The sequence below is a fragment of the Nocardia sp. NPDC058499 genome, assembly GCF_042719915.1.
In the GTDB taxonomy this organism is placed as follows: domain Bacteria; phylum Actinomycetota; class Actinomycetes; order Mycobacteriales; family Mycobacteriaceae; genus Nocardia.
Map to the genome: position 1 here is coordinate 676,472 of NZ_JBHXMZ010000003.1, position 19,707 is coordinate 696,178.

The window sequence follows — 19,707 nt, forward strand, 5'->3', positions numbered from 1 at the left end:
GTCACATGGTAATCAAGCCTGCGCCGGGCTCGGGCTCGGGCTCAGGTCGGTCGGAGCAGTCGGTGCCTGCGCGAAATCCGCGAGCGCGGGCACCTCCCGGTCGGCGCAATGCTCGGTCGGGGTCCGGGGATTCATCCATTCGCGCAGGACAGCGGTCGCGCGGACATCGTCTTCGTTGTATTCGAACAGGCGGGTGCGCTGGGTGAGATCCGGTACCGCGTCGTAGCCGACCGCCCGCCGATACCAGCTCATCGACGCCTCGCCCCCCGCCTCCGGATCGCGCCAGGCGAATCCGGCGACGGGCGCGATCTTCTTCAGCCCTTTACCGCTCGGGCAGATGAACTGATCGGTGACGGCCTGGAACATATCCACCCACTGCGCCGAATCGACGAACTGTGTCACCTGCGCCGCGGTGGGCACCCCTGGACGGCCGGCGAACCGGCGCGCGGACTCGTAGAGCCATTTGTCCTCGGCCGATCGCGAATAGCAGTAGGCGGCAAAAGTCTTACCGGCGGCCATGGCCTGTTCGCGGATCTCCATCAGCCAGGTCCAGAATTCGGCGAAGGACCGGCCCTCGTCCTCGGTCGGCAGCGGATCCCAGGTGACGAACGGCCGGTACTTCCCGTCGAGCAGCGTGCCCCAGAGGTAGGCGCCGTCCTCCTGGTAGCTCTCCAGATCCACATCCACCTCGACATCGGCGCGGCGCACCCACACCCGGTCGGACCGGCGTACCAGCGGTGCGTCCACCAGCCAGGCCCGCGCGGTGACCACCGCCTCTTCGAACGGCCCGTGCTGCCAGTCCTCCGGTTCGGGTGCGGCCCAGGCGGCCAGTTCGTCGATGGTCCGCACACCGTGTGCACGCAGCACCTCGGCCCGCGACCCCGGCGCCACCACACTCACATCACGGTGCTCGTTGAGCCAGGTCTGGCAGCCGCCGGCGGCACCGCGCGTCCACCACGGGCACTGGCGGCATTCGGGAACCTTCGAGGGAACGGTGGCGACCTCGCCGCGCAGCACCGCGATCCGGTCCGCGTAGCGGTTGTCGTAATCGGTGAGCACGGCGGTCAGATCGTGCACCAGGATCCGGTCGAAGTGGAAGCCGATAACGCCGCCGACCGGGGTCGCGGTCGCCAGGCCGAGCCGTTGCAACATTCGGTATACGTGGGCCAGGCGTTGCTGATCGCGGGGTTGCTGGCGGAGTTTGCGGGCCCGGTCGGGTTCGGGGCGCCAATACAGCAGATCCGAGGTCAGCGGGTGGAATTCGGCCGGTTCGGGGCGGCGCGGATCGGTGACCTTGTGGTTGACCACGATCACCGGGATATAGCCGCCGGCCACGTCGCGCAGCAGGATCTCGGCGCCGCCGCGGCGGCCGGTATCGGGTTCCTGCGGCAGCAGCCCACCCCAGATCCGGGCCGCCCCCGCCGCGCACGCCCGCAACGTGGCGTCGGCGCGGACCCGGGCGGGCTGCGCCGGATCGATGATCACCCAGCTGTCGGGGTCCTCGGCGACGAGGGTGTCACGGACCCGGTCGCGATGGGCCTGCGCGGCCGCACGCCGCTGCTGCACCCCGGGATCCTCCCGGACCTCCGCCAGCTGTTCCGGATAGGTGGCGTCGAGCCCGAGCCGATGCCGGCAACCGATCAGCCCGCGGGCATCGAGAAAGACCGTGCGTCCGCGCCCGGCAGCCACACCGGCATCGTCTCCCCCCACGGCAGTGCCCGACCCGGCAACCGGACCGCGGCCTTCGCTACCCGCGTCGACGCCGAACCCGGCAGCCGCACTGCCATCGTCGGCACCTGTTGCGGTGCCGTTCCCGGCACCCACGCGGGCATCGGCGGCACCTATGGCGGCGTCGCTTTCGGCACCCACGTCGGCGCCGGTTTCAGCACCTGCGCCGGCGGGGTCTTCGCGGTCGATACTGCCCGGTTGCACGCAAGCAGTATGGTCTCTACCCCCGACAGTCCGGCGAATCGAGTCCCGTTCGCCCCCTCGCCTACGCCCGAAACGACACCACTGTGCGGTGACCCGGGTGGCGTGTCTCGCCGGTTGGGCGGGGAACCCGATAGGGTGTCGGCGAACCGTGTGACACGGGTGGACGATGCGGTTTCCGTGTCGTATCGCCGCAGCGAACCAGCATGACGGAGGGCCTTCGATGGGGTTGTTCACCAAGCGCAAGCGGCGGCCGAATCGGCGGGCCGAGGCAAAGGCCCTCAAACACAAGGCCGCGATGGAGGCCAAGCTCGGCGCCAAGAACGAGCGCAAACGGCAACGCACCGAGGCCCGCGCCCAGCGCAAGGTCGCCAAAGCGCAGGTCGCGACGCTGCAGGCCGAGGAGAAGGCCGCCCAGAAGGCCGCCGCGCGCGCCGAGCGTGACCCGTTCAGCCCGGGACAGGTCAAGAAGTACATCGGGGTCGCGCGGGTGCTGGTTCCGGTACTCGCCCCGCTGGCCTACCGCGGCGCCACCTATGTGCGCGGACAGCTGGACGCCCGCAAAGCGAAGCAGCTCGGGGTGGGCGTGAACCAGCTCGGCGACTACGCCGGCCACGGGGGCCGGCTCCAGGCCCGGATCACCAATACCGCAGCCGCACTCGACAAGATCGCGAACGGCGACGGGGGCAAGGACACCCAGCAGTTCCTGACCAGTGCCCGCAACCGGCTCGAAGCGCTCGATTCGGCCGTCCGTACCGCCGATCAGATGCCCGCAGCGCGCCGGCGTTCGGTGCACGCGTCGATCGCCACCGAACTGTCCAAGATCGAGGCAGACGTCCTGGCCCGTCTCGGCGTCGCCTGAAATCTGCCACTATCGCCCTCGGCTGCGTCTCGCCCGGACCGCCGACCGCGTTGTTGCTCGGTGAGTGTCGGGGCTCCGCTGGGCCGGCTACGGGGCCGGTCGAGCCGAGCGTTCGGCGTTGCACGGTCGGGCCGGGTCGCCGCCGGTCCCGACGCAGGCTTTTGTTCCAGGAGCGCCGACCGGGCCCACGGACCCGGTGTCGCCGACTCGCAAACCACCGCCTGAACGCCGGGGCCACTGCGGGGGCGGCGTCGCGGCCGAACCGGCCGCCGACGATGATGGACGCCGACCTGCCGTACCCGCGACCTCCCGAAAGTGCTCGATGCCCAGCAACCCGTACACCGGCCCCGCACAACTGCGGGGCTGTGTGGTGGGCGTGGCGACCGGGGCGCTGGCCGTGGCCGCCCACGGCGCGGCGGGTGGCGGGTATCCCACATCGGCCGGAACCGCCCTGCTGTTGCTGACCACACTGGTCACCGGGTGGGTCTCCGGATCGGTCGTCTCGGGGGCGCGCGGCCGGTTCGCGAATCGGGCCGCCGTCCCCGGTCTGAGTATTTTCCTGCCGCTGGCAACGGGCCAGTTCATCGGTCACTGGGCACTGACCGGGCTCACCGGTCACCACACCGGTACGGGTAGCGCGGTCGGTGAATCACCGACCGGCGGCCCGCTCTCCGCGGCGATGTTCGGCGCCCATCTGTTCGCGGTGCTGCTGTGCACCCTGGCGATCACCGTGGCCGAACGGCTGTACCGGGCGGCGTCGGCGGTCTTGCACGTGCTGCTCACACCCGTGCGCCGCTTTCCACCGGCCCCTCGGGTCTGTATCGCGGCGATCGTCGCGACTCCGCGGAATCACGCTCCGAACGGGGCGTCCGGTCCACGCGCGCCACCGCGCCGCGTGATCGCCGACGTTCCCACATCCTTCGGAGAGAAAGTTTTCCGCCCATGTCCCACGGCTTTTCCCCACCCCTGCGCCGCGGTCTGACCGCCGCCGTCGCCGCGGGTTTCCTGCTGGCCGGTGCCGGCACGGCCGCCGCGCATGTCAGCGTAGAGGCCCCGAACGCGACCCCCGGCCGGTCCACCGTCGCGACATTCAGCGTGCCCACCGAATCCGATACCGCCGCCACCACCGCGCTGCGGGTCACCGTGCCGGAGATCGCGACGGCACGCACCGAACCGGTCCCCGGCTGGACCGCGAAAATCGAACGCGACGACGAAGACCGGGTAGTGGCCGTCACCTGGACCGCAAACCCCGGCGGCCCCGGTATCCGGCCGGGTGAGTTCCAGCGTTTCGTGTTGTCGCTGGGCCCGCTGCCCGACACCGATTCGATCAGCTTCCCTACCGAACAGTCCTACAGCGACGGCACCGTGGTGCGCTGGGACGACACCGGCGACCACGATTCGGCGGAATATCCGGCACCCGTCCTGACTCTCGGCGCGGAGAACGGCGACCAGGCAGCCAACGAACACGGCGAGCAAGCCGCGGCCGAACCGGGCGAGGGCACCGATACCACCGCCCGCTGGCTCGGCGGCCTGGGTCTGGCGCTCGCCGCGCTGGCCCTCGGCGCCGGTATCGGCGCAGTGGTCAGGGGGCGGCGATGAACCGCCGGACCCCCCTGATCGCCCTGGTCACCGCACTGCTGTGGCTGCTGCTCGGACCGATCGCCGGTACGGCCGGCGCGCATTCCACCGTGGTGGGCAGCGATCCGGCCGACGGCGCCACAGTCGATACCGGACCGGCGCGGGTGACAGTCAGCTTCAACGAACCCCTGCAACCGAACTTCCCGGCCATGACCGTGGTGGGACCGGACGGGAACCTGTGGTCGAAGAGCGATCCGGTCGTCGAGGGCCGCGATCTCAGTGTGGCGGTCGGCGAACTCGGTCCGGCCGGGGTGTACCGGGTCGCCTTCCGGGTCACCTCGGCGGACGGCCATGTCGTCGACGGCGAACGGACCTTCACGCTGACCACCGCAGGCCAGGGCACTCCCGGTCCGGCGGCGGACGCACAGAGTTCCGGGGACGAATCCGGGGGTGGAGTCCCGGTGTGGGTCTATATCGCCGGTGCGGTGGTCCTGTTCGGGGCCGGTCTCGCCTTCGCACTGTTCGGTTCGAACCTGGGCAAGGGTAAGAACGAGCGGTGAGAAGTGGTCTCCCGGGCGGGCTCGACCGCCGGGTCGCGTTCGGACTCGCTGTTCCGGCGGGCCTGCTCGGGGTACTGGTGGCCTGGGCGCTCGGCGATATCCCGGCGGCCGCGACGGTGCGGTTGTGTGCGGATCTCGCCGGGGCCGCCGTGCTCGGCCTGGCCGCCCTGCCGCGGCTGAACGACCGGCTCGACGTCCCGTGGCGCATGCTTGCGGTTCTGGCCGGGCTCTGGTGCTGCCTCGAATTCGCGGTGCTGGTATTCGCCGCGGGCGATGTGGTCGGCTCGGGCGTGACCGCGCTGACCCCGGCGGATTTCGGTACCTATCTGGTGCGGATCAGCGGCGGTCAGATCGGCTTGGCCATCCTGGCCGGTACGGCGGTTATCGCGGGCTACAGCACGCTCGCCTTCCGCCGGCCGGGCGGGCACACCGCCGATCTGGTGCTGGTGTTCGCCGCGGTCACCGTGACTCTGCGCCCCATCACCGGGCATATGTCGCAGCAGGTGTTCGGTTCGGTTCTGGCCGGGGTGCACGCGCTGGCCGCGGCGATATGGCTGGGCCTGCTGTTGGCGCTGGCGCTGGTGGTGCGCGGGCGCCGCGATTGGGCCGAGACCCTGCCCCGTTACTCCGCGGTCGCCGTACCGATGGTGGCGGCCGTAGCCGTCACCGGAGTGATCAACGGTGTGGTGCGGATGGGCGGGCTCACCCCGTTCTTCACGACCGGTTACGGCCGGATCATGGTGGCCAAATCCGTCCTGCTGATCGTGCTGCTGGCGCTCGGCTGGTGGTGGCGGCGGAGCTGGGTTGCGGCGGCGGCAGCGCATCGGATGAGCGCCGAGGCGTCGTTGCGGCGCGCGGTACTGGAGGTCGCCGTGATGGCGGCGGTGTTCGGGCTCGCGGCTTCGCTGGCCGTTGCCGGATAGCGGGGCCGATGCGGACTGCCATGATCCGAACGGCACAATCAGAAATGTGACTGAATCAGAGCAGCAGGTGGCCACCGCGGATCTCGCCGACGAAATCGGCCCCGATATCCGTAGTTGCGATACCCAGTTCATCCAGTTCGGCGGCCGGCCGGTGTTCGCCGGGCGAATCACCACGATTCGCTGCTTCCAGGACAACCTGCTGGTCAAACAGACGCTGAGCGAGCCCGGTAACGGCGGGGTACTGGTGGTCGACGGTGGCGCGAGCGTGCACACCGCACTGGTGGGCGATATCATCGCCGGCCGCGGGGTCGACAACGGCTGGGCCGGGGTCGTGGTCAACGGCGCCGTACGGGACTCGGCGATTCTGCGCACACTCGATATCGGCCTGAAGGCGCTGGGCACGAACCCACGCAAGAGCACACAGACCGGTTCGGGCGAGAAGGATATCCCGGTGGAATTCGGTGGGGTCACCTTCCGCCCCGGTGAAATGCTCTACAGCGATCACGACGGCGTCGTGGTCCGCGCCGAGGACTGACCCGGGGCCGGGTTATCCTGCGCCCACCCTGGCCTGATGGCCGGCGATGGCCACCACATCGCCCACCTGGAGCTGACGCCCACGGCGCAGTTCGACCTCGTCGTTGACCCGTACCAACCCGGCGGCGATCACTGTCTTGGCTTCCGACCCCGATTCGATCAGATTGGCCAGTTTCAGGAATTGCCCGAGCCGTATGGTGTCATCGTCGATGGGCACATCGATTGGATCCGGCATGGTCTCATGCTTACTCCCCCGGTCAGCGCGCCTTCCGACCGCCCCGCCGAATCCGGCCGGCAACCCGGAACAAACCGGCATACCCGGCATTTCACCGGTATCCTGCGCCACGCCCGGAACCCGGTTACCCATTTCGGTCAACCGCGCCCCCGCACAGGGCAATACGTGCGGATCTCGGGTGATCTGCCACTAACACGCCGGTACACAGCAAGGATTCGGTGCGGGCGGGCGGCAGACTGGAACAGTGATGTCCACGCAGGAACCGCCAGACCCCGAAGTACCCGGCCGGCACGGAACACCCGGACGACTCGCGGCGATACCGCGCGTCCTGGCTCTCGTATCGGGTGTTTTCGCGATGGCCTGCCTGGTGTGGAGTGTGGTGCCGGGGTTGTCGGCTGCACTGCGGATCCCGCGTGACCTTCTCGACCAGTACTACCTGTACGCACCCGCCACCAATCTGCTGTGGGCGGCCGCGGCCGGTCTGCTCGCCGTCGGGCTCTCCCGGCGCAAACGGGTCGCCTGGTGGACTGCGCTGCTCTACCAGGTGAGCTGGCTACCGGTGAATCTGCTCGATATCGTGCGCGAGCAGAACCCGAACGCCGTGCTGGGCCTGCTCGTACATATCGGCGTATTCGCGCTGCTTATCGCCGCGCGCACACAGTTCACGGCCCGGATCCGGCCTTGTTCACCGCGCCCCGCGGCGACCACGTTCGGCGCCGGTTCGGTGGCGGCCGCTGTGACCGGTGCGTGTGTGGTACAGCTGTTTCCCGGATCACTGGCCGCGGGGGCGCCGCGTGCCCTGTTCGTCTTCTCCCAGCTCACCGCCGGCCTGATCGTTCGCCCCGCGCAACTCGCCGGTGCCGCAGCGTTTCCCGCGGCATTTCTGGTCGGCCTGTTCGGCGCACTGGTTTTCGCGGCCACCGTCATGGTGCTGGTGCGGACACAGCGCGCCGAACACGCACTCACCGAAGCCGACGAGGTAGCGCTGCGCGAACTGCTGAACAGCCCGGATCCCACGGGCTCGACCGATTACCTGGCGACCCGCCGCGACCGCGAGATCGTCTTCAGCCCGAACGGCCGCGCGGCCATCGGCTACCGCGTGGAATCCGGTGTCTGCCTGGCCCTGGGCGATCCTCTCGGGGCCCGCGACTGCTGGCCGCAGGCGGTGGAGGCCTGGCAGCGTTACGCGCGGCAGTTCGGCTGGCCTGTCGCGGTGATCGGGGCCGGGGACGCCGGGATGCCGGTGTATCGCCGGGCCGGACTCGACGCCGTGGCCGCGGGTACGGAAGCGCTGCTGGATACCCGGACCTTCGCGCTGACCACCCCGGAACTGCGACCCGTCCGCGACACTCTCACCCGGCTGCGCAAACAGGGTATGACGGTGCGGATCCGGCGCCACCGCGATCTCGGCACCGCGGAATTCGCGCGCCTGGCGGTTACGGCCGAACAGTGGCGGCGCACCGAGACCGAACGTGCCTACCCACTACCGCTGGGCCGGTTCGGCGACCGGCGCGACGGTGATTGTCTACTCGTCGAAGCGGTCGACGCCGAAGACCGCGTGCTCGGCATGCTTTCCCTGGTCCCGTGGGGCCGGACCGGCGCAACCTTGGAACTGCTGCGCCGTGAACCGGGCGCCGCCGAGGGCATCACCGATCTGCTCATCGCGGAATTCGCGCTCCGGGCCGAACAGCACGGCATCGAACATGTTTCGTTGAATTTCACCGTGTCCCGGTCGGTCTTCGAAGCGGTCGGCCGCCGGGGCCGGCCGGGGCCCACCCGCGGTATCCGGGCGGCAGCGGTCGCAGTGCGCGACGGCATACGGGGCCTGCCGCTGTCGTTTTCGCACTGGTGGCAGCTGGACCAGCTGTACCGGTCGGCCATGCGTTATCAACCGCGCTGGTCGACCCGGTACGTCATGTCCGCCGATCCACGAGACCTGCCGCGTATCGCCGTCGCCGCTGCCTTCGCCGAGGGGCTGCTACCCCGGCCGGCCGGTACCGCCGGGGTATTCACCCACACCGGACGTCATCGCGCCGTTCCCGAGCGCACCGCGGTGGCACCGCCCGTGGCCGCCACCACGGCGGAGGCCGATCCGGCGCCCGCGCACGATCTGCGGCCCGAGCAGGTCCGGGTGCGCACCGGCAAACTGGACCGGCTGGCGGGCATACATATCGACCCGTATCCCCCGCCCTTCCCGCCGACCCATACCGTGGCCGCGGCCCGGCGGGTTCCGCGCGGCACCACCGTGCGGATCTCCGGCCGGCTGCTCCGGCTGCGCGACTGTGGCGGTGTGCAGTTCGCGGTGATCCGCGACTGGACCAGCGATATCCAGCTCCTGCTCGACCGGGAACGACTCGGCGCGGCGCGCTGCGCCGAATTCGGCGAACTCTTCGATCTGGGTGATCTGATCTCGGTGAGCGGACAGCTCGGCTACAGCCGGCGCGGCGAACTGTCGCTGCTGGTGGCCGATTGGCGGATGCTGGCCAAATGCCTGCACCCCCTGCCCGATAAATGGCACGGCCTCACCGACTCCGAGGCGCGGATGCGGCGCGGCTACCTGGATCTCATGATCGATCGTGAGGCGCGTGAACTGCTGGCCCGCCGCAGTGCGGTACTGCGCGCACTCCGTGACGCCTTGCACGACGGGGGTTTCCTGGAGGTCGGTTCACCGGTGCTGCAGCCCGGCCCCGGTACGGGAACCGCTCGCAGTATGCGCACCCATATCGACGCCGACAACACCGATCTGCATCTGCGCCTCGGCCCGGAACCGGCGTTGAAACGCTTGTGTGTCGGGGGTGTGGAGAAGTTGTTCGAACTCGGGCCCAGTTTCCGTAATGCGCGCGCGAGTGCCCGGCATCTGCCCGAATTCACGCTCCTGGAAGCCTACGAGGCCCACAGCGACCATCAGCGGATGATGACGCTGTGCCGGCAGCTGGTGCAGCAGGCCGCGCTGGCCGCCAACGATTCGATGGTCGCCATGCGGCCGCGGCCCGACGGTTCCCTCGAAGCCCTGGACCTTTCCGGTGAGTGGCGGGTGCGGTCGCTCTACGAGGCGCTGGGGCAGGAAACCGGCGCCGAGATCACACCCGATACCGCCCTTCCGGAGCTGCGCGACCTGTGCGAGAAAGCCGATATCAGCTGCCGTCCGGGCTGGGACCACGGCCGCACGGTCTACGCGCTCTACCAGCGGCTGGTGGCCGAAACCACCCAGGAGCCCACCTTCTACACCGACCTGCCCAGTACCGTCGCACCACTCGCGCGGCCGCATCGGCGCCGGGCCGGTGTTGCCGAACGGTGGGATCTCGTGGCCGGTGGGATCGAATTGGGTACCGGGCGTAGCGAACTGACCGATCCGGTGGAACTGCGCCGGCGTTTCACCGCGCAGGCGCGTTCCGCCGACGGCGGTCCGGCGATCACGGGGCTGGACGAGGAACTATTGTGCGCCCTGGAACACGGTATGCCGCCGACCGGCGGCCTCAGCCTGGGCGTCGAGCGGGTACTCATGCTGCTCACCGGGCGGACGATGCGGGAAACCCAGACATTCCCGTTGGTCCGGCAACGCTGACGGTTCTCCGGCCAGATCCGGGAACAAGTGGTTTCCCGGCCGCGCAACGGGGAAGTACCGTGTAGCCACCCGGCACCAGGAGGAGGAGCCGGACAACATTCTCGAACGGGGTTGACTTTGAGTTATCTGGATCTGCTCTCCCATGCGAGCCAGGTGGACTATTCCGCCTGGGCCGATACCGATGTGCTGGCCTCCACGGTCGACCTGGAGGCACGGCGGCGGGGCAAGAGCAAAGGCGGCGGGGGCGGTTTGATCTTCGGACTGATCTGCCTGCTGGTCATCGTGGCGATCGTGGTCGCGGTCGTCGTGATGATGCGGAAGAAGAACTCAGGCGGTTCGCCGGGCGGCCAGTTCCCGGGGCAGCCTCCGCACGGCGGATACCCGTCGCAAGGCGGCGGTTATCCCCAGCAGGGTGGTTATCCGCAACAGGGCGGCTACCCGCAAGGGGGTTACCCACAGCAGGGCGGTTATCCCCAGCAAGGCGGCTACCCCCAACAGGGCGGCTACCCGCAGCAAGGTGGCTACCCGCAGCAGGGCGGATATCCGTCGGACCCCAATAACCCGAATCCGCCTCAAAACGGCCCGCAGCAGTACCCACCTGCCGGTCACTGACCCCGGATACTTCCCGCGACGGCCCGGTCCGCCCTATGGCGGACCGGGCCGTTCCCGTTCTTCGTCGGGGACCAGGCGCGTTCAGGCGCGGGTCGGCGGCAGCGCAGCCACCGCGGCGACGGCATGCCGGGAGTGCCGTGCCCTCCGGCTCGCACGACGGTCCGGCGGGCCGGTAGCCGTCTCGGCAGCTCCGACCACCCGGTTCGGTTGGTCGGCCGCAGCGGCGATACGGCAGAGTGGACCCGTGCAGTTGATACTTGTTCGCCATGCCCAGCCCCTCCGGGTCGACAACGCCGGAGAAGCGGCCGATCCGGGTTTGGCTCCGATCGGTGTGGAGCAGGCCGAACGGGTTCCGGCCGCGCTCGATCACCACCGGATCGTCCGGGTGGTCAGCAGCCCGCAGCGGCGGGCCCGGGAGACGGCGGCACCGACGGCCGCGAAACTCGGTCTCGACATGGAAATCGTGGACGGTCTGGCCGAATACGACCGCGAACTACCGTCCTATATCCCGATCGAGGACGCGAAAACGGAATTCCGCGATACCTACAACCGGATCAAGGAAGGCCATCTGCCGCTGCAGATCGATGCCGAGGCCTTCCGGCACCGGGTGCGCGATGCGATCACCGATATCGCTTCCACCACGGCCGCGACCGATACCGTGGTGATCTTCGCCCACGGCGGGGTCATCAACGTGACCCTCCAGGACATCCTGGGTCTGGCCCGGCCGCTGACCTTCCCCATCGACTACTGCTCGATCACCCGGGTCCTGTTCTCGCGCACCGGTCGCCGCAGCGCGGCGACGGTGAACGAGAACGGCCACGTCTGGGAGTTGCTCCCCCGCAATATCTCGAACGGCTGATCAGGCCATACCCGCGATCCAGTTGTGCATCCAGGTCAGCGCGGTCTGGCCGCCGCCCACGCGGTAGCTGCCGTAGGCGTGATGCGATTCGGAACGGTAGAACGTTTCGAGTTCTTTGAACCGCTGCTCGTTGGCACCTTCGGAAAGCTGTGCCTGCAGGGTGGGCACGCCGCCGTATTTCATCAGATCGTTGACGATCGCCGCGGCCTCGAGCTGGTAGCGCCAGAGGTTGGCCGGGTTGGCGTCGGAGCTCTGCGCCAGGAAGCCGGCGAAGCGGGTGACGAAATCGTCCTGCGCCGTCGCGCAATAGAGATCGTCGGGAATGCAGACGGTGCGGGTGCGATCGCTGAGCCAGCCGAAGCCCCCGACCCGTGGCCCGGCAGCACCGGCGCCGGGCGCATGCGGGCCGACCTGGATATCGGCGGCGGCCCGGCGCGGATCGGAGATCAGCCCGACGCCGGAAATCCGTTCCGGCCGGATCGGGCCGAGCCCGGTACCGATCTCGGCCGCGAGATCACCTGCGGCGTGCGCACCTTGGCTGTAGCCGACCAGGGCAACATCGGTGTTCCCGCATCGTGCAGTCATATCGGCGATCAAACCGCGCGCATTGTCTACGGCCTCGTTCTTCGACCGGCCGTAGACATCGCCCTCCCAGGGAAACGCGGTGGCCGCATAGCTGACGTAATCGACCTTCGCGGAGCTCGGTAGCCCGTCGGTCACATCGGCCAGCATGCCCGGTCCGGGGGATTTTTCGTGCCCGGTCTCCCAGGTCCCCGGAATCGCCACCACGTAGAGGCTGGGGCAGCCGGGCGCGGCCGTTGCCGTCGCTCCCGCGGCAACCAGACCCGACGCGACAGCCGCGCACGCGCCCAGCGCTGCGGCAACCCTCTTCAACTGCATACTGCTCCAGTCACCCTGGCCCCGATCATGGGGCGCTCCCGATTCCGCCGTCGCAAGGTGGACGAACCGGCCGACGGCAGCCGATGCATATCAGGTGAGCAACAACTACGCGTCACAAGTACACGATCGGATCACGATCAGGCGCCGGATCACACCGGAGATAACAATAGAGCCACACCGCACCGACCGCCAGCCGAGATCACAAACGCGACCCGGACAAGACAACGGCGCGGCACCTCCGATCAGGAGGTACCGCGCCGTCGAGGGTTCGGTGCCTAGCTCAGCGCTGTGCGACCGCGGTCGGCGGAATGGGCGCCGGCAGGGCGGTTTCGCCCTCCAGGTATTCGTCCACCGCCGAAGCCGCCGCGCGACCCTCGGCGATCGCCCACACGATCAGCGACTGGCCGCGGCCCATATCGCCGGCGACGAAGACGCCGGGGATATTGGTGGCCCACTTCTTGTCCCGCTGGACGTTGCCGCGCTGGTCGTAGCCGACGCCGAGATCGGTGAGCAGACCCGGCTTGTCCGGCCCGACGAAGCCCATCGCCAGCAGGACGAGATCGGCCTCGAGGGTGAAATCGGTGCCCTCGACCTTCTCGAACCGGCCGTTGACCATCTTGACCTCGTGCGCGTCGAGTCCGGTCACCTTGCCGTCGGAACCGGCGAAACGTTCGGTGTTCACCGAGAACACGCGTTCGCCGCCCTCTTCGTGCGCCGAGGAAACCCGGTACATGAGCGGGTAGGTCGGCCACGGGGTGGAGCCGGCGCGTTCGGCCGGCGGCCGCGGCATGATCTCGAACTGGTGCACACTGGCCGCGCCCTGACGGTGCGAGGTGCCCAGGCAGTCGGCGCCGGTGTCACCGCCGCCGATGATGACGACCTTCTTGCCGTGCGCGTGGATCGGCGGCAGTCCCTGCTCGTCGGTCACGTCATCGCCCTGCTGAACCCGGTTGGCCCAGGGCAGGAATTCCATTGCCTGATGGATACCGTCCAGCTCGCGGCCCGGAATGGGCAGATCGCGAGCCTGGGTGGCGCCACCGGCGAGGACCACCGCGTCGTACCGCTCGCGCAGTTCGTCGGCGGTGATATCGACACCGACATTCACCCCGGCCTTGAAGATGGTGCCCTCGGCCTCCATCTGCGCCAGCCGGCGGTCGATGAAACGCTTCTCCATCTTGAATTCCGGGATGCCGTACCGCATCAGGCCGCCGATCCGGTCGGCCCGCTCGAAGACGGTCACGGTGTGCCCGGCGCGGGTGAGCTGCTGAGCGGCGGCCAGACCCGCGGGTCCGGAACCGACGACGGCGACCTTCTTACCGGTGAGCCGGGTCGGGTACACCGGCGCGACCCAGCCCTCGTCGAAAGCGTTCTCGATGAGTTCGACCTCGACCTGCTTGATGGTCACCGGGTCCTGGTTGATACCGAGCACGCAGGATGCCTCGCACGGAGCCGGGCACAGCCGCCCGGTGAATTCCGGGAAGTTGTTCGTGGCGTGCAGCCGATCGATGCCCTCGCGCCAACGGTCCTGGTAGACCAGGTCGTTCCACTCGGGAATCAGGTTACCCAGCGGGCAGCCGTTGTGGCAGAACGGAATACCGCAGTCCATACAGCGGCTGGCCTGCCGCTGCAGGGTTTCGTGCGGAAAACCCTCCTGGTAGACCTCTTTCCAGTCCATCAGGCGCAACGGCACCGGACGACGTTCGGGCAGCTCCCGTGAGGTGTGCTTCAGAAAACCTTGGGTGTCAGCCACGAGCGGCCTCCATAATCGCAGCGTCGACGTCTTTACCGCTCTTCTCGGCCTCGGAGATGGCGAGCAGTACCTTCTTGTACTCGCGCGGCATGACCTTCACAAAGTGGTTCACCTGCTGCGACCAGTCGCCCAGGATCCGTTCGGCCACAGCGGAACCGGTCTGTTCCCGGTGCCGGCCGATGATATCGCGCAGCCAGGTGAAATCGTCACCGGACAGCGCCTCGATGGCGTCCGCCTGTTCCGGGTTGACCCGGCCGCTGAACGTGTTGTCGGGGTCGTAGACGAACGCGATACCGCCGGACATACCGGCGCCGAAGTTCCGTCCGGTATCGCCGAGGATCACGACGCGGCCACCGGTCATGTACTCGCAGGCGTGATCGCCCACGCCCTCGACCACCGCGGTCGCACCGGAGTTGCGCACGGCGAACCGTTCACCCACGACACCGTTGATGAATGCCTGGCCGTTGGTCGCGCCGAACAGGATCACGTTGCCCGCGATGATGTTCTCCTCGGCGACGAACTCCGCCGGGGCGTTGGGCGCGGGGCGCACCACCAGGTGGCCGCCCGAAAGACCCTTACCGACATAGTCGTTCGCGTCACCCTGCACCCGCAGGGTGATACCTGCCGGGACGAAGGCACCGAAGCTGTTACCGGCCGAACCGGTGAGCGTGATGTCGATGGTGTCGTCGGGCAGGCCGGCGCCGCCGTAGAGCTTGGTCACCTCGTGGCCGAGCATGGTGCCGACGGTCCGGTTCACGTTCGTGATCTTGGTATCGATCTTGACCGGTTTACCGAACTCGAGCGCATCGCGGCTCTGCGCGATCAGCTCGTTGTCCAGTGCCTTGTCCAGGCCGTGATCCTGTTCCTTGGTGCGGCGGCGGTCCTGGAACATGAACGCCGTTTCGACATCGTCGAGGATCGGCGACAGATCCAGTTTGCTGGCCTTCCAATGCTGCTTGGCCTTGGTGGTGTCGAGCAGATCGACCCGGCCGACGGCCTCGTCCAGGCTGCGGAATCCGAGTTCGGCCAGCAGTTCCCGGACTTCTTCGGCGATGAACATGAAGAAGTTCTCGACGAACTCCGCCTTACCGGTGAACCGGTCGCGCAGCACGGGGTTCTGGGTGGCCACACCCACCGGGCAGGTGTCGAGGTGGCAGACCCGCATCATGATGCAGCCGGAAACCACCAGCGGCGCGGTCGCGAAACCGTATTCCTCGGCACCGAGCAGTGCCGCGACCACGACATCGCGGCCGGTCTTCATCTGGCCGTCGACCTGCACCACGATCCGGTCGCGCAGACCGTTGAGCAGCAGAGTCTGCTGAGTTTCGGCCAGACCGAGCTCCCACGGCCCACCCGCGTGCTTGAGCGAGGTGAGCGGCGAAGCACCGGTGCCCCCGTCGTGACCGGAGATCAGCACCACATCGGCGTGCGCCTTGGACACGCCCGCCGCGACGGTGCCGACACCGGGCTCGGCGACAAGTTTCACGTGAATCCGCGCCTGCGGGTTCGCGTTCTTCAGGTCGTGGATGAGCTGCGCCAGGTCCTCGATCGAGTAGATATCGTGATGCGGCGGCGGCGAGATCAGGCCCACGCCCGGCGTCGAATGGCGAACCTCGGCGACCCACGGATACACCTTGTGCGCGGGCAGCTGGCCGCCCTCGCCCGGCTTGGCGCCCTGGGCCATCTTGATCTGGATATCGGTGCAGTTGGTCAGGTAGTGCGCCGTGACACCGAACCGGCCCGAAGCGACCTGCTTGATCGCGCTGCGCCGCCAGTCGCCGTTGTCCTCCGGCTCGAACCGGGCCGGCGATTCGCCGCCCTCACCGGAGTTGGACCGGCCACCCAGCCGGTTCATCGCGATCGCCAGGGTTTCGTGCGCCTCGGCCGAAATCGAGCCGTAGCTCATCGCACCGGTGGAGAAACGCTTGACGATATCGGAAGCGGGCTCGACCTCCTCGATCGAAATCGGGGATCGCGCACCCTTCTTGAACTTGATCAGGCCGCGCAGCGAAGCCAGCCGCTCGGACTGGTCGTCGACCAGCTTGGTGTACTCCTTGAAGATCGAGTACTGCCCGCTGCGGGTGGCGTGCTGGAGTTTGAATACCGTATCCGGATTGAACAGGTGGTATTCACCCTCACGCCGCCACTGGTACTCGCCGCCCACCTCGAGCTCGCGATGCGCGCGCTCGTTGCGGTTCTCCAGGAACGCGACCGAATGCCGGGTCGCCACATCGGTGGCGATCTCGTCCAGGCCGATACCGCCCAGATGCGACCGCAGGCCGGTGAAGTATTCGTCCACCAGCTCCTGCGACAGGCCGATCACCTGGAACAACTGCGCACCGTTGTAGGAGGCGACCGTGGAGATGCCCATCTTGGACATCACCTTCAGCACGCCCTTGCTCGCGGCCTTGTTGTAGTTCGCGACCGCCTTGCGGTAATCGGCCGCCGGATCGCCGGTGCTGCCGGGAATGCTCAGCGCGCCCCGCTCGAGCATGTCCTCGATCGATTCGAAGGCCATGTACGGGTTGATCGCGGCGGCGCCGAAACCGACGAGGGTGGCCATATGGTGCACCTCGCGGGCGTCACCGGCCTCGACCACCAGGCCGACCATGGTGCGGGTGCGTTCCCGGACCAGGTGGTGGTGCACCGACGCGGTGAGCAGCAGCGACGGGATCGGCGCGAGCTTCTCGTTGGATTCGCGGTCCGACAGCACGATGATGCGGGCACCGCCGTCGATCGCGGCCGAGACCTGGGTGTTGATGGCGTCGAGTGCGCGGCGCAGGCCGTCACCGCCGGCCGCGACCTCGTACAGGCCGCGCACAACGACCGAGCGCAGGCCGGGGTGGCTGCCGTCGTCGTTGATATGGACCAGCTTGGACAGTTCGTCGTTATCGATGATCGGCTGCTGGATCGCGATCTGCCGGCAGGATTCCGGGCTCGGGTGCAGCAGATCGGCCTCCGGGCCGATATGACGGCGCAAGCTGGTGACGACCTCTTCCCGGATGGCGTCCAGCGGCGGGTTGGTGACCTGCGCGAACTGCTGGGAGAAATAGTCGAACAGCAACCGCGGCCGCGCCGAGAGCACGGCGATCGGGGTGTCGGTACCCATCGAGCCCAGCGCTTCGGCACCGGTTTTTGCCATCGGCGAGATGAGCAGGCCCAGTTCCTCGGTGGTGTACCCGAAGATCTGCTGCCGGATGAGCACCCGGTCGTGCGACATATGCACGTGTGGGCGGTCGGGCAGATCGGAAAGGTGCTTGATCCCGGCGTCGAGCCATTCCCGGTACGGGTGCTCGGCGGCCAGCTGCGCTTTGATCTCTTCGTCGTCGACGATCCGGCCCTGCGCGGTATCCACCAGGAACATACGCCCCGGCTGCAGGCGGATCTTGCGCACGACCTTGGACTGGTCGATATCCAGCACACCGACCTCGGAGGCCATGACGACCAGGCCGTCCTCGGTGACCCAGATCCGGCTCGGCCGCAGACCGTTACGGTCCAGCACGGCGCCGATGACGGTGCCGTCGGTGAAGCACACCGAGGCGGGGCCGTCCCACGGCTCCATGAGCATGGAGTGGTACTCGTAGAACGCCCGGCGCTGCGAGTCCATGTTCTCGTTGCGTTCCCAGGCCTCGGGAATCATCATCAGCACCGCGTGCGGCAGGCTGCGGCCACCCAGGTGCAGCAGTTCGAGGACCTCGTCGAAGCGCGCGGTATCGCTGGCGCCCGGAGTACAGACCGGGAAGATCTTCTCCAGCCGGTTCTTCCCGGCGGAATCCTTGCCGAAGACGTCCGAACGCAGCAGCGCCTCGCGAGCCCGCATCCAGTTCTCGTTACCGGCGACGGTGTTGATCTCGCCGTTGTGCGCGACCCGGCGGAACGGATGGGCCAGCGGCCACGACGGGAAAGTATTGGTGGAGAACCGGGAGTGCACGATGCCCAGGGCGCTTTCCACCCGGTCGTCCTGCAGGTCCAGGTAGAACGCGCGCAGCTGCGGTGTGGTGAACATGCCCTTGTAGACGAAGGTCTGCCCGGACAGGCTCGGGAAGTACACCGATTCTCTACCGACCGCGCCTTCGCCGGCGCCGGCCTTGCCCAGTTCGTGCTCCACCCGCTTGCGGATGACATAGGCACGCCGTTCCAGGTCCATCCCGGTCAGCGGTTCTTCGGCGCCCGCGGGCGAGCCGATGAAGAGCTGCCGGAACAGCGGCATGGCATCACGGGAGAGCGCACCGAGCGACGATTCGTCGATCGGTACCTCACGCCAGCCGAGTACCGCCAGGCCCTCCTCTTTGACGATCTTCTCGACGCCGTAGGAAGCCCGCGCCGCCTCGCGCCGGGCCTGCGGCAGGAAGGCGATACCGGTGGCATAGGAGCCCTCCGGCGGCAGCTCGAAATCGACGACTGCACGGAAGAAGCGGTCGGGAACCTGGATCAGGATGCCCGCGCCGTCGCCGGAGTTCGGCTCGGCGCCCGCGGCGCCGCGGTGCTCGAGGTTCAACAGGGCCGTAATGGCCTTGTCGACGATGTCACGGCTGCGGCGGCCGTGCATATCACCGACGAACGCGACACCACATGCGTCGTGCTCGTGCGCCGGGTCATAGAGCCCGATGGGTCCGGGGGACCTGTGGCCAGGTAGTTGCGTCATGCCTCTGCCTTCGAGAAAGTCGACCTCGACGTGGGTGCGGCCTGGAGAGAACGCCCTGTCGAACGCCGGTACTGTCGAACGCTCCCTAAAGGACTGCGTTCGTACGTTGGCCGACACCAGCCGCGCTGATGGTGTTCGGCGTGCAGTCACGTCTGAAGTTGTTTCCACCTGCGGTTGTGCGCCGGTGCCCGCCGGTAACGAAGCGCTTACGCGCTCGGAACCCGGATACGGGTTTCGCCCGCTAGGCTGGCCTTGCCGATAGGTTGCCCGAACGTGCTTTCGGCCGGACATCGGTATGTGCGGCGTAAGAGCAAACGATAAGCCAGGCTCGGAACCCAACCAACCAAGGCTGCCCTAATAAATTGGGCTGCCAGGCCTTGAGCTGGGCTTCTTCATTCATTCCTCCACGTATGCGCGTTTCCTAGTGTAAAGCAGCGTTCCGGCTGAAATCGATTCCGGATCGACCCTCCGAACAGCGGCGATCCACCCGTCCGGCTCATTTCCCGATGCGCCGTCGCATCCGCCGAACACACGCTCACCTGCATCGAAGATGAATTCCCGGCGGCGGCCATCGGCAAACCCACCCACCTGCGGCTAACTGTCACACACCGCGATGAGATGTTCGTGACAGCGTCGTGACAAGCACAGAACATGATCCGACCGTCCGGACTGTTTTACGTTTCCAGTGGTACAGCACACGGACAGCAAACGGCCATTTCAGTGGTTCACGCCACATTTACAAACGGCGATCGCGG

Annotated in this window: 14 protein-coding genes; 9 read left to right on the top strand and 5 right to left on the bottom strand. The window is 67.9% G+C overall.

Going from position 1 to position 19,707, the window contains the following annotated elements; translation table 11 throughout:
• Nucleotides 1-12: 12 nt before the first annotated feature.
• Nucleotides 13-1,710 carry a TM0106 family RecB-like putative nuclease gene (locus ACFWPH_RS13270; RefSeq protein WP_378750747.1) on the bottom strand — a complete coding sequence of 566 codons (1,698 nt, stop codon included), beginning with the start codon at nucleotides 1,708-1,710 and terminating at the stop codon, nucleotides 13-15.
• Between the two features lie 442 nt (nucleotides 1,711-2,152).
• Here ACFWPH_RS13270 and ACFWPH_RS13275 point away from each other — a divergent pair, with 442 nt between their 5' ends.
• From ACFWPH_RS13275 to rraA, 6 genes are all read left to right on the top strand, one after another.
• A complete protein-coding gene (locus tag ACFWPH_RS13275; protein ID WP_378750522.1) occupies nucleotides 2,153-2,791 on the top strand; it encodes a DUF6474 family protein in 639 nt (212 codons plus the stop codon).
• A gap of 322 nt (nucleotides 2,792-3,113) precedes the next feature.
• Nucleotides 3,114-3,773: a hypothetical protein gene (locus ACFWPH_RS13280; RefSeq protein ID WP_378750524.1), complete on the top strand. Its 660-nt coding sequence runs from the start codon at nucleotides 3,114-3,116 to the stop codon at nucleotides 3,771-3,773.
• Nucleotides 3,734-4,390 (top strand): YcnI family protein, encoded by a 657-nt coding sequence (locus ACFWPH_RS13285; protein WP_378750526.1) that lies wholly within the window; start codon nucleotides 3,734-3,736, stop codon nucleotides 4,388-4,390. Before ACFWPH_RS13280 ends, ACFWPH_RS13285 begins: the two co-directional genes overlap by 40 nt.
• Nucleotides 4,387-4,929 carry a copper resistance protein CopC gene (locus ACFWPH_RS13290; RefSeq protein ID WP_378750528.1) on the top strand — a complete coding sequence of 181 codons (543 nt, stop codon included), beginning with the start codon at nucleotides 4,387-4,389 and terminating at the stop codon, nucleotides 4,927-4,929. Before ACFWPH_RS13285 ends, ACFWPH_RS13290 begins: the two co-directional genes overlap by 4 nt.
• Nucleotides 4,926-5,852, top strand: coding sequence for a CopD family protein (locus ACFWPH_RS13295; protein ID WP_378750530.1), 927 nt, complete (start codon nucleotides 4,926-4,928; stop codon nucleotides 5,850-5,852). Before ACFWPH_RS13290 ends, ACFWPH_RS13295 begins: the two co-directional genes overlap by 4 nt.
• A 46-nt stretch (nucleotides 5,853-5,898) precedes the next feature.
• Nucleotides 5,899-6,387: a ribonuclease E activity regulator RraA gene (gene rraA / locus ACFWPH_RS13300; protein ID WP_280415223.1), complete on the top strand. Its 489-nt coding sequence runs from the start codon at nucleotides 5,899-5,901 to the stop codon at nucleotides 6,385-6,387.
• Between the two features lie 12 nt (nucleotides 6,388-6,399).
• Here the strand turns inward: rraA and ACFWPH_RS13305 are convergent, their stop codons facing one another.
• The gene (locus ACFWPH_RS13305) at nucleotides 6,400-6,621 is read right to left on the bottom strand and encodes an RNA-binding S4 domain-containing protein (protein WP_280415222.1); all 222 of its coding nucleotides are present in this window, start codon (nucleotides 6,619-6,621) and stop codon (nucleotides 6,400-6,402) included.
• 247 nt (nucleotides 6,622-6,868) lie between these two features.
• Here ACFWPH_RS13305 and lysX point away from each other — a divergent pair, with 247 nt between their 5' ends.
• The 3 genes from lysX (at nucleotide 6,869) to ACFWPH_RS13320 (ending at nucleotide 11,657) form a co-directional block, all read left to right on the top strand.
• The gene (gene lysX / locus ACFWPH_RS13310; RefSeq protein WP_378750533.1) at nucleotides 6,869-10,186 is read left to right on the top strand and encodes a bifunctional lysylphosphatidylglycerol synthetase/lysine--tRNA ligase LysX; all 3,318 of its coding nucleotides are present in this window, start codon (nucleotides 6,869-6,871) and stop codon (nucleotides 10,184-10,186) included.
• A gap of 117 nt (nucleotides 10,187-10,303) precedes the next feature.
• The gene (locus ACFWPH_RS13315; RefSeq protein ID WP_378750535.1) at nucleotides 10,304-10,798 is read left to right on the top strand and encodes a hypothetical protein; all 495 of its coding nucleotides are present in this window, start codon (nucleotides 10,304-10,306) and stop codon (nucleotides 10,796-10,798) included.
• A 244-nt stretch (nucleotides 10,799-11,042) separates the two neighbouring features.
• Nucleotides 11,043-11,657 carry a histidine phosphatase family protein gene (locus tag ACFWPH_RS13320; protein ID WP_378750537.1) on the top strand — a complete coding sequence of 205 codons (615 nt, stop codon included), beginning with the start codon at nucleotides 11,043-11,045 and terminating at the stop codon, nucleotides 11,655-11,657.
• On the opposite strand, the gene ACFWPH_RS13325 is transcribed toward ACFWPH_RS13320, so the two are convergent.
• The 3 genes from ACFWPH_RS13325 to gltB all read right to left on the bottom strand — a co-directional run bounded on the left by ACFWPH_RS13325 (nucleotide 11,658) and on the right by gltB (nucleotide 18,952).
• Nucleotides 11,658-12,557: a cutinase family protein gene (locus ACFWPH_RS13325; RefSeq protein WP_378750539.1), complete on the bottom strand. Its 900-nt coding sequence runs from the start codon at nucleotides 12,555-12,557 to the stop codon at nucleotides 11,658-11,660.
• Between the two features lie 280 nt (nucleotides 12,558-12,837).
• A complete protein-coding gene (locus ACFWPH_RS13330; protein WP_378750541.1) occupies nucleotides 12,838-14,307 on the bottom strand; it encodes a glutamate synthase subunit beta in 1,470 nt (489 codons plus the stop codon).
• Nucleotides 14,300-18,952 carry a glutamate synthase large subunit gene (gene gltB / locus ACFWPH_RS13335; protein ID WP_378750749.1) on the bottom strand — a complete coding sequence of 1,551 codons (4,653 nt, stop codon included), beginning with the start codon at nucleotides 18,950-18,952 and terminating at the stop codon, nucleotides 14,300-14,302. Before gltB ends, ACFWPH_RS13330 begins: the two co-directional genes overlap by 8 nt.
• Nucleotides 18,953-19,707 lie beyond the last annotated feature (755 nt).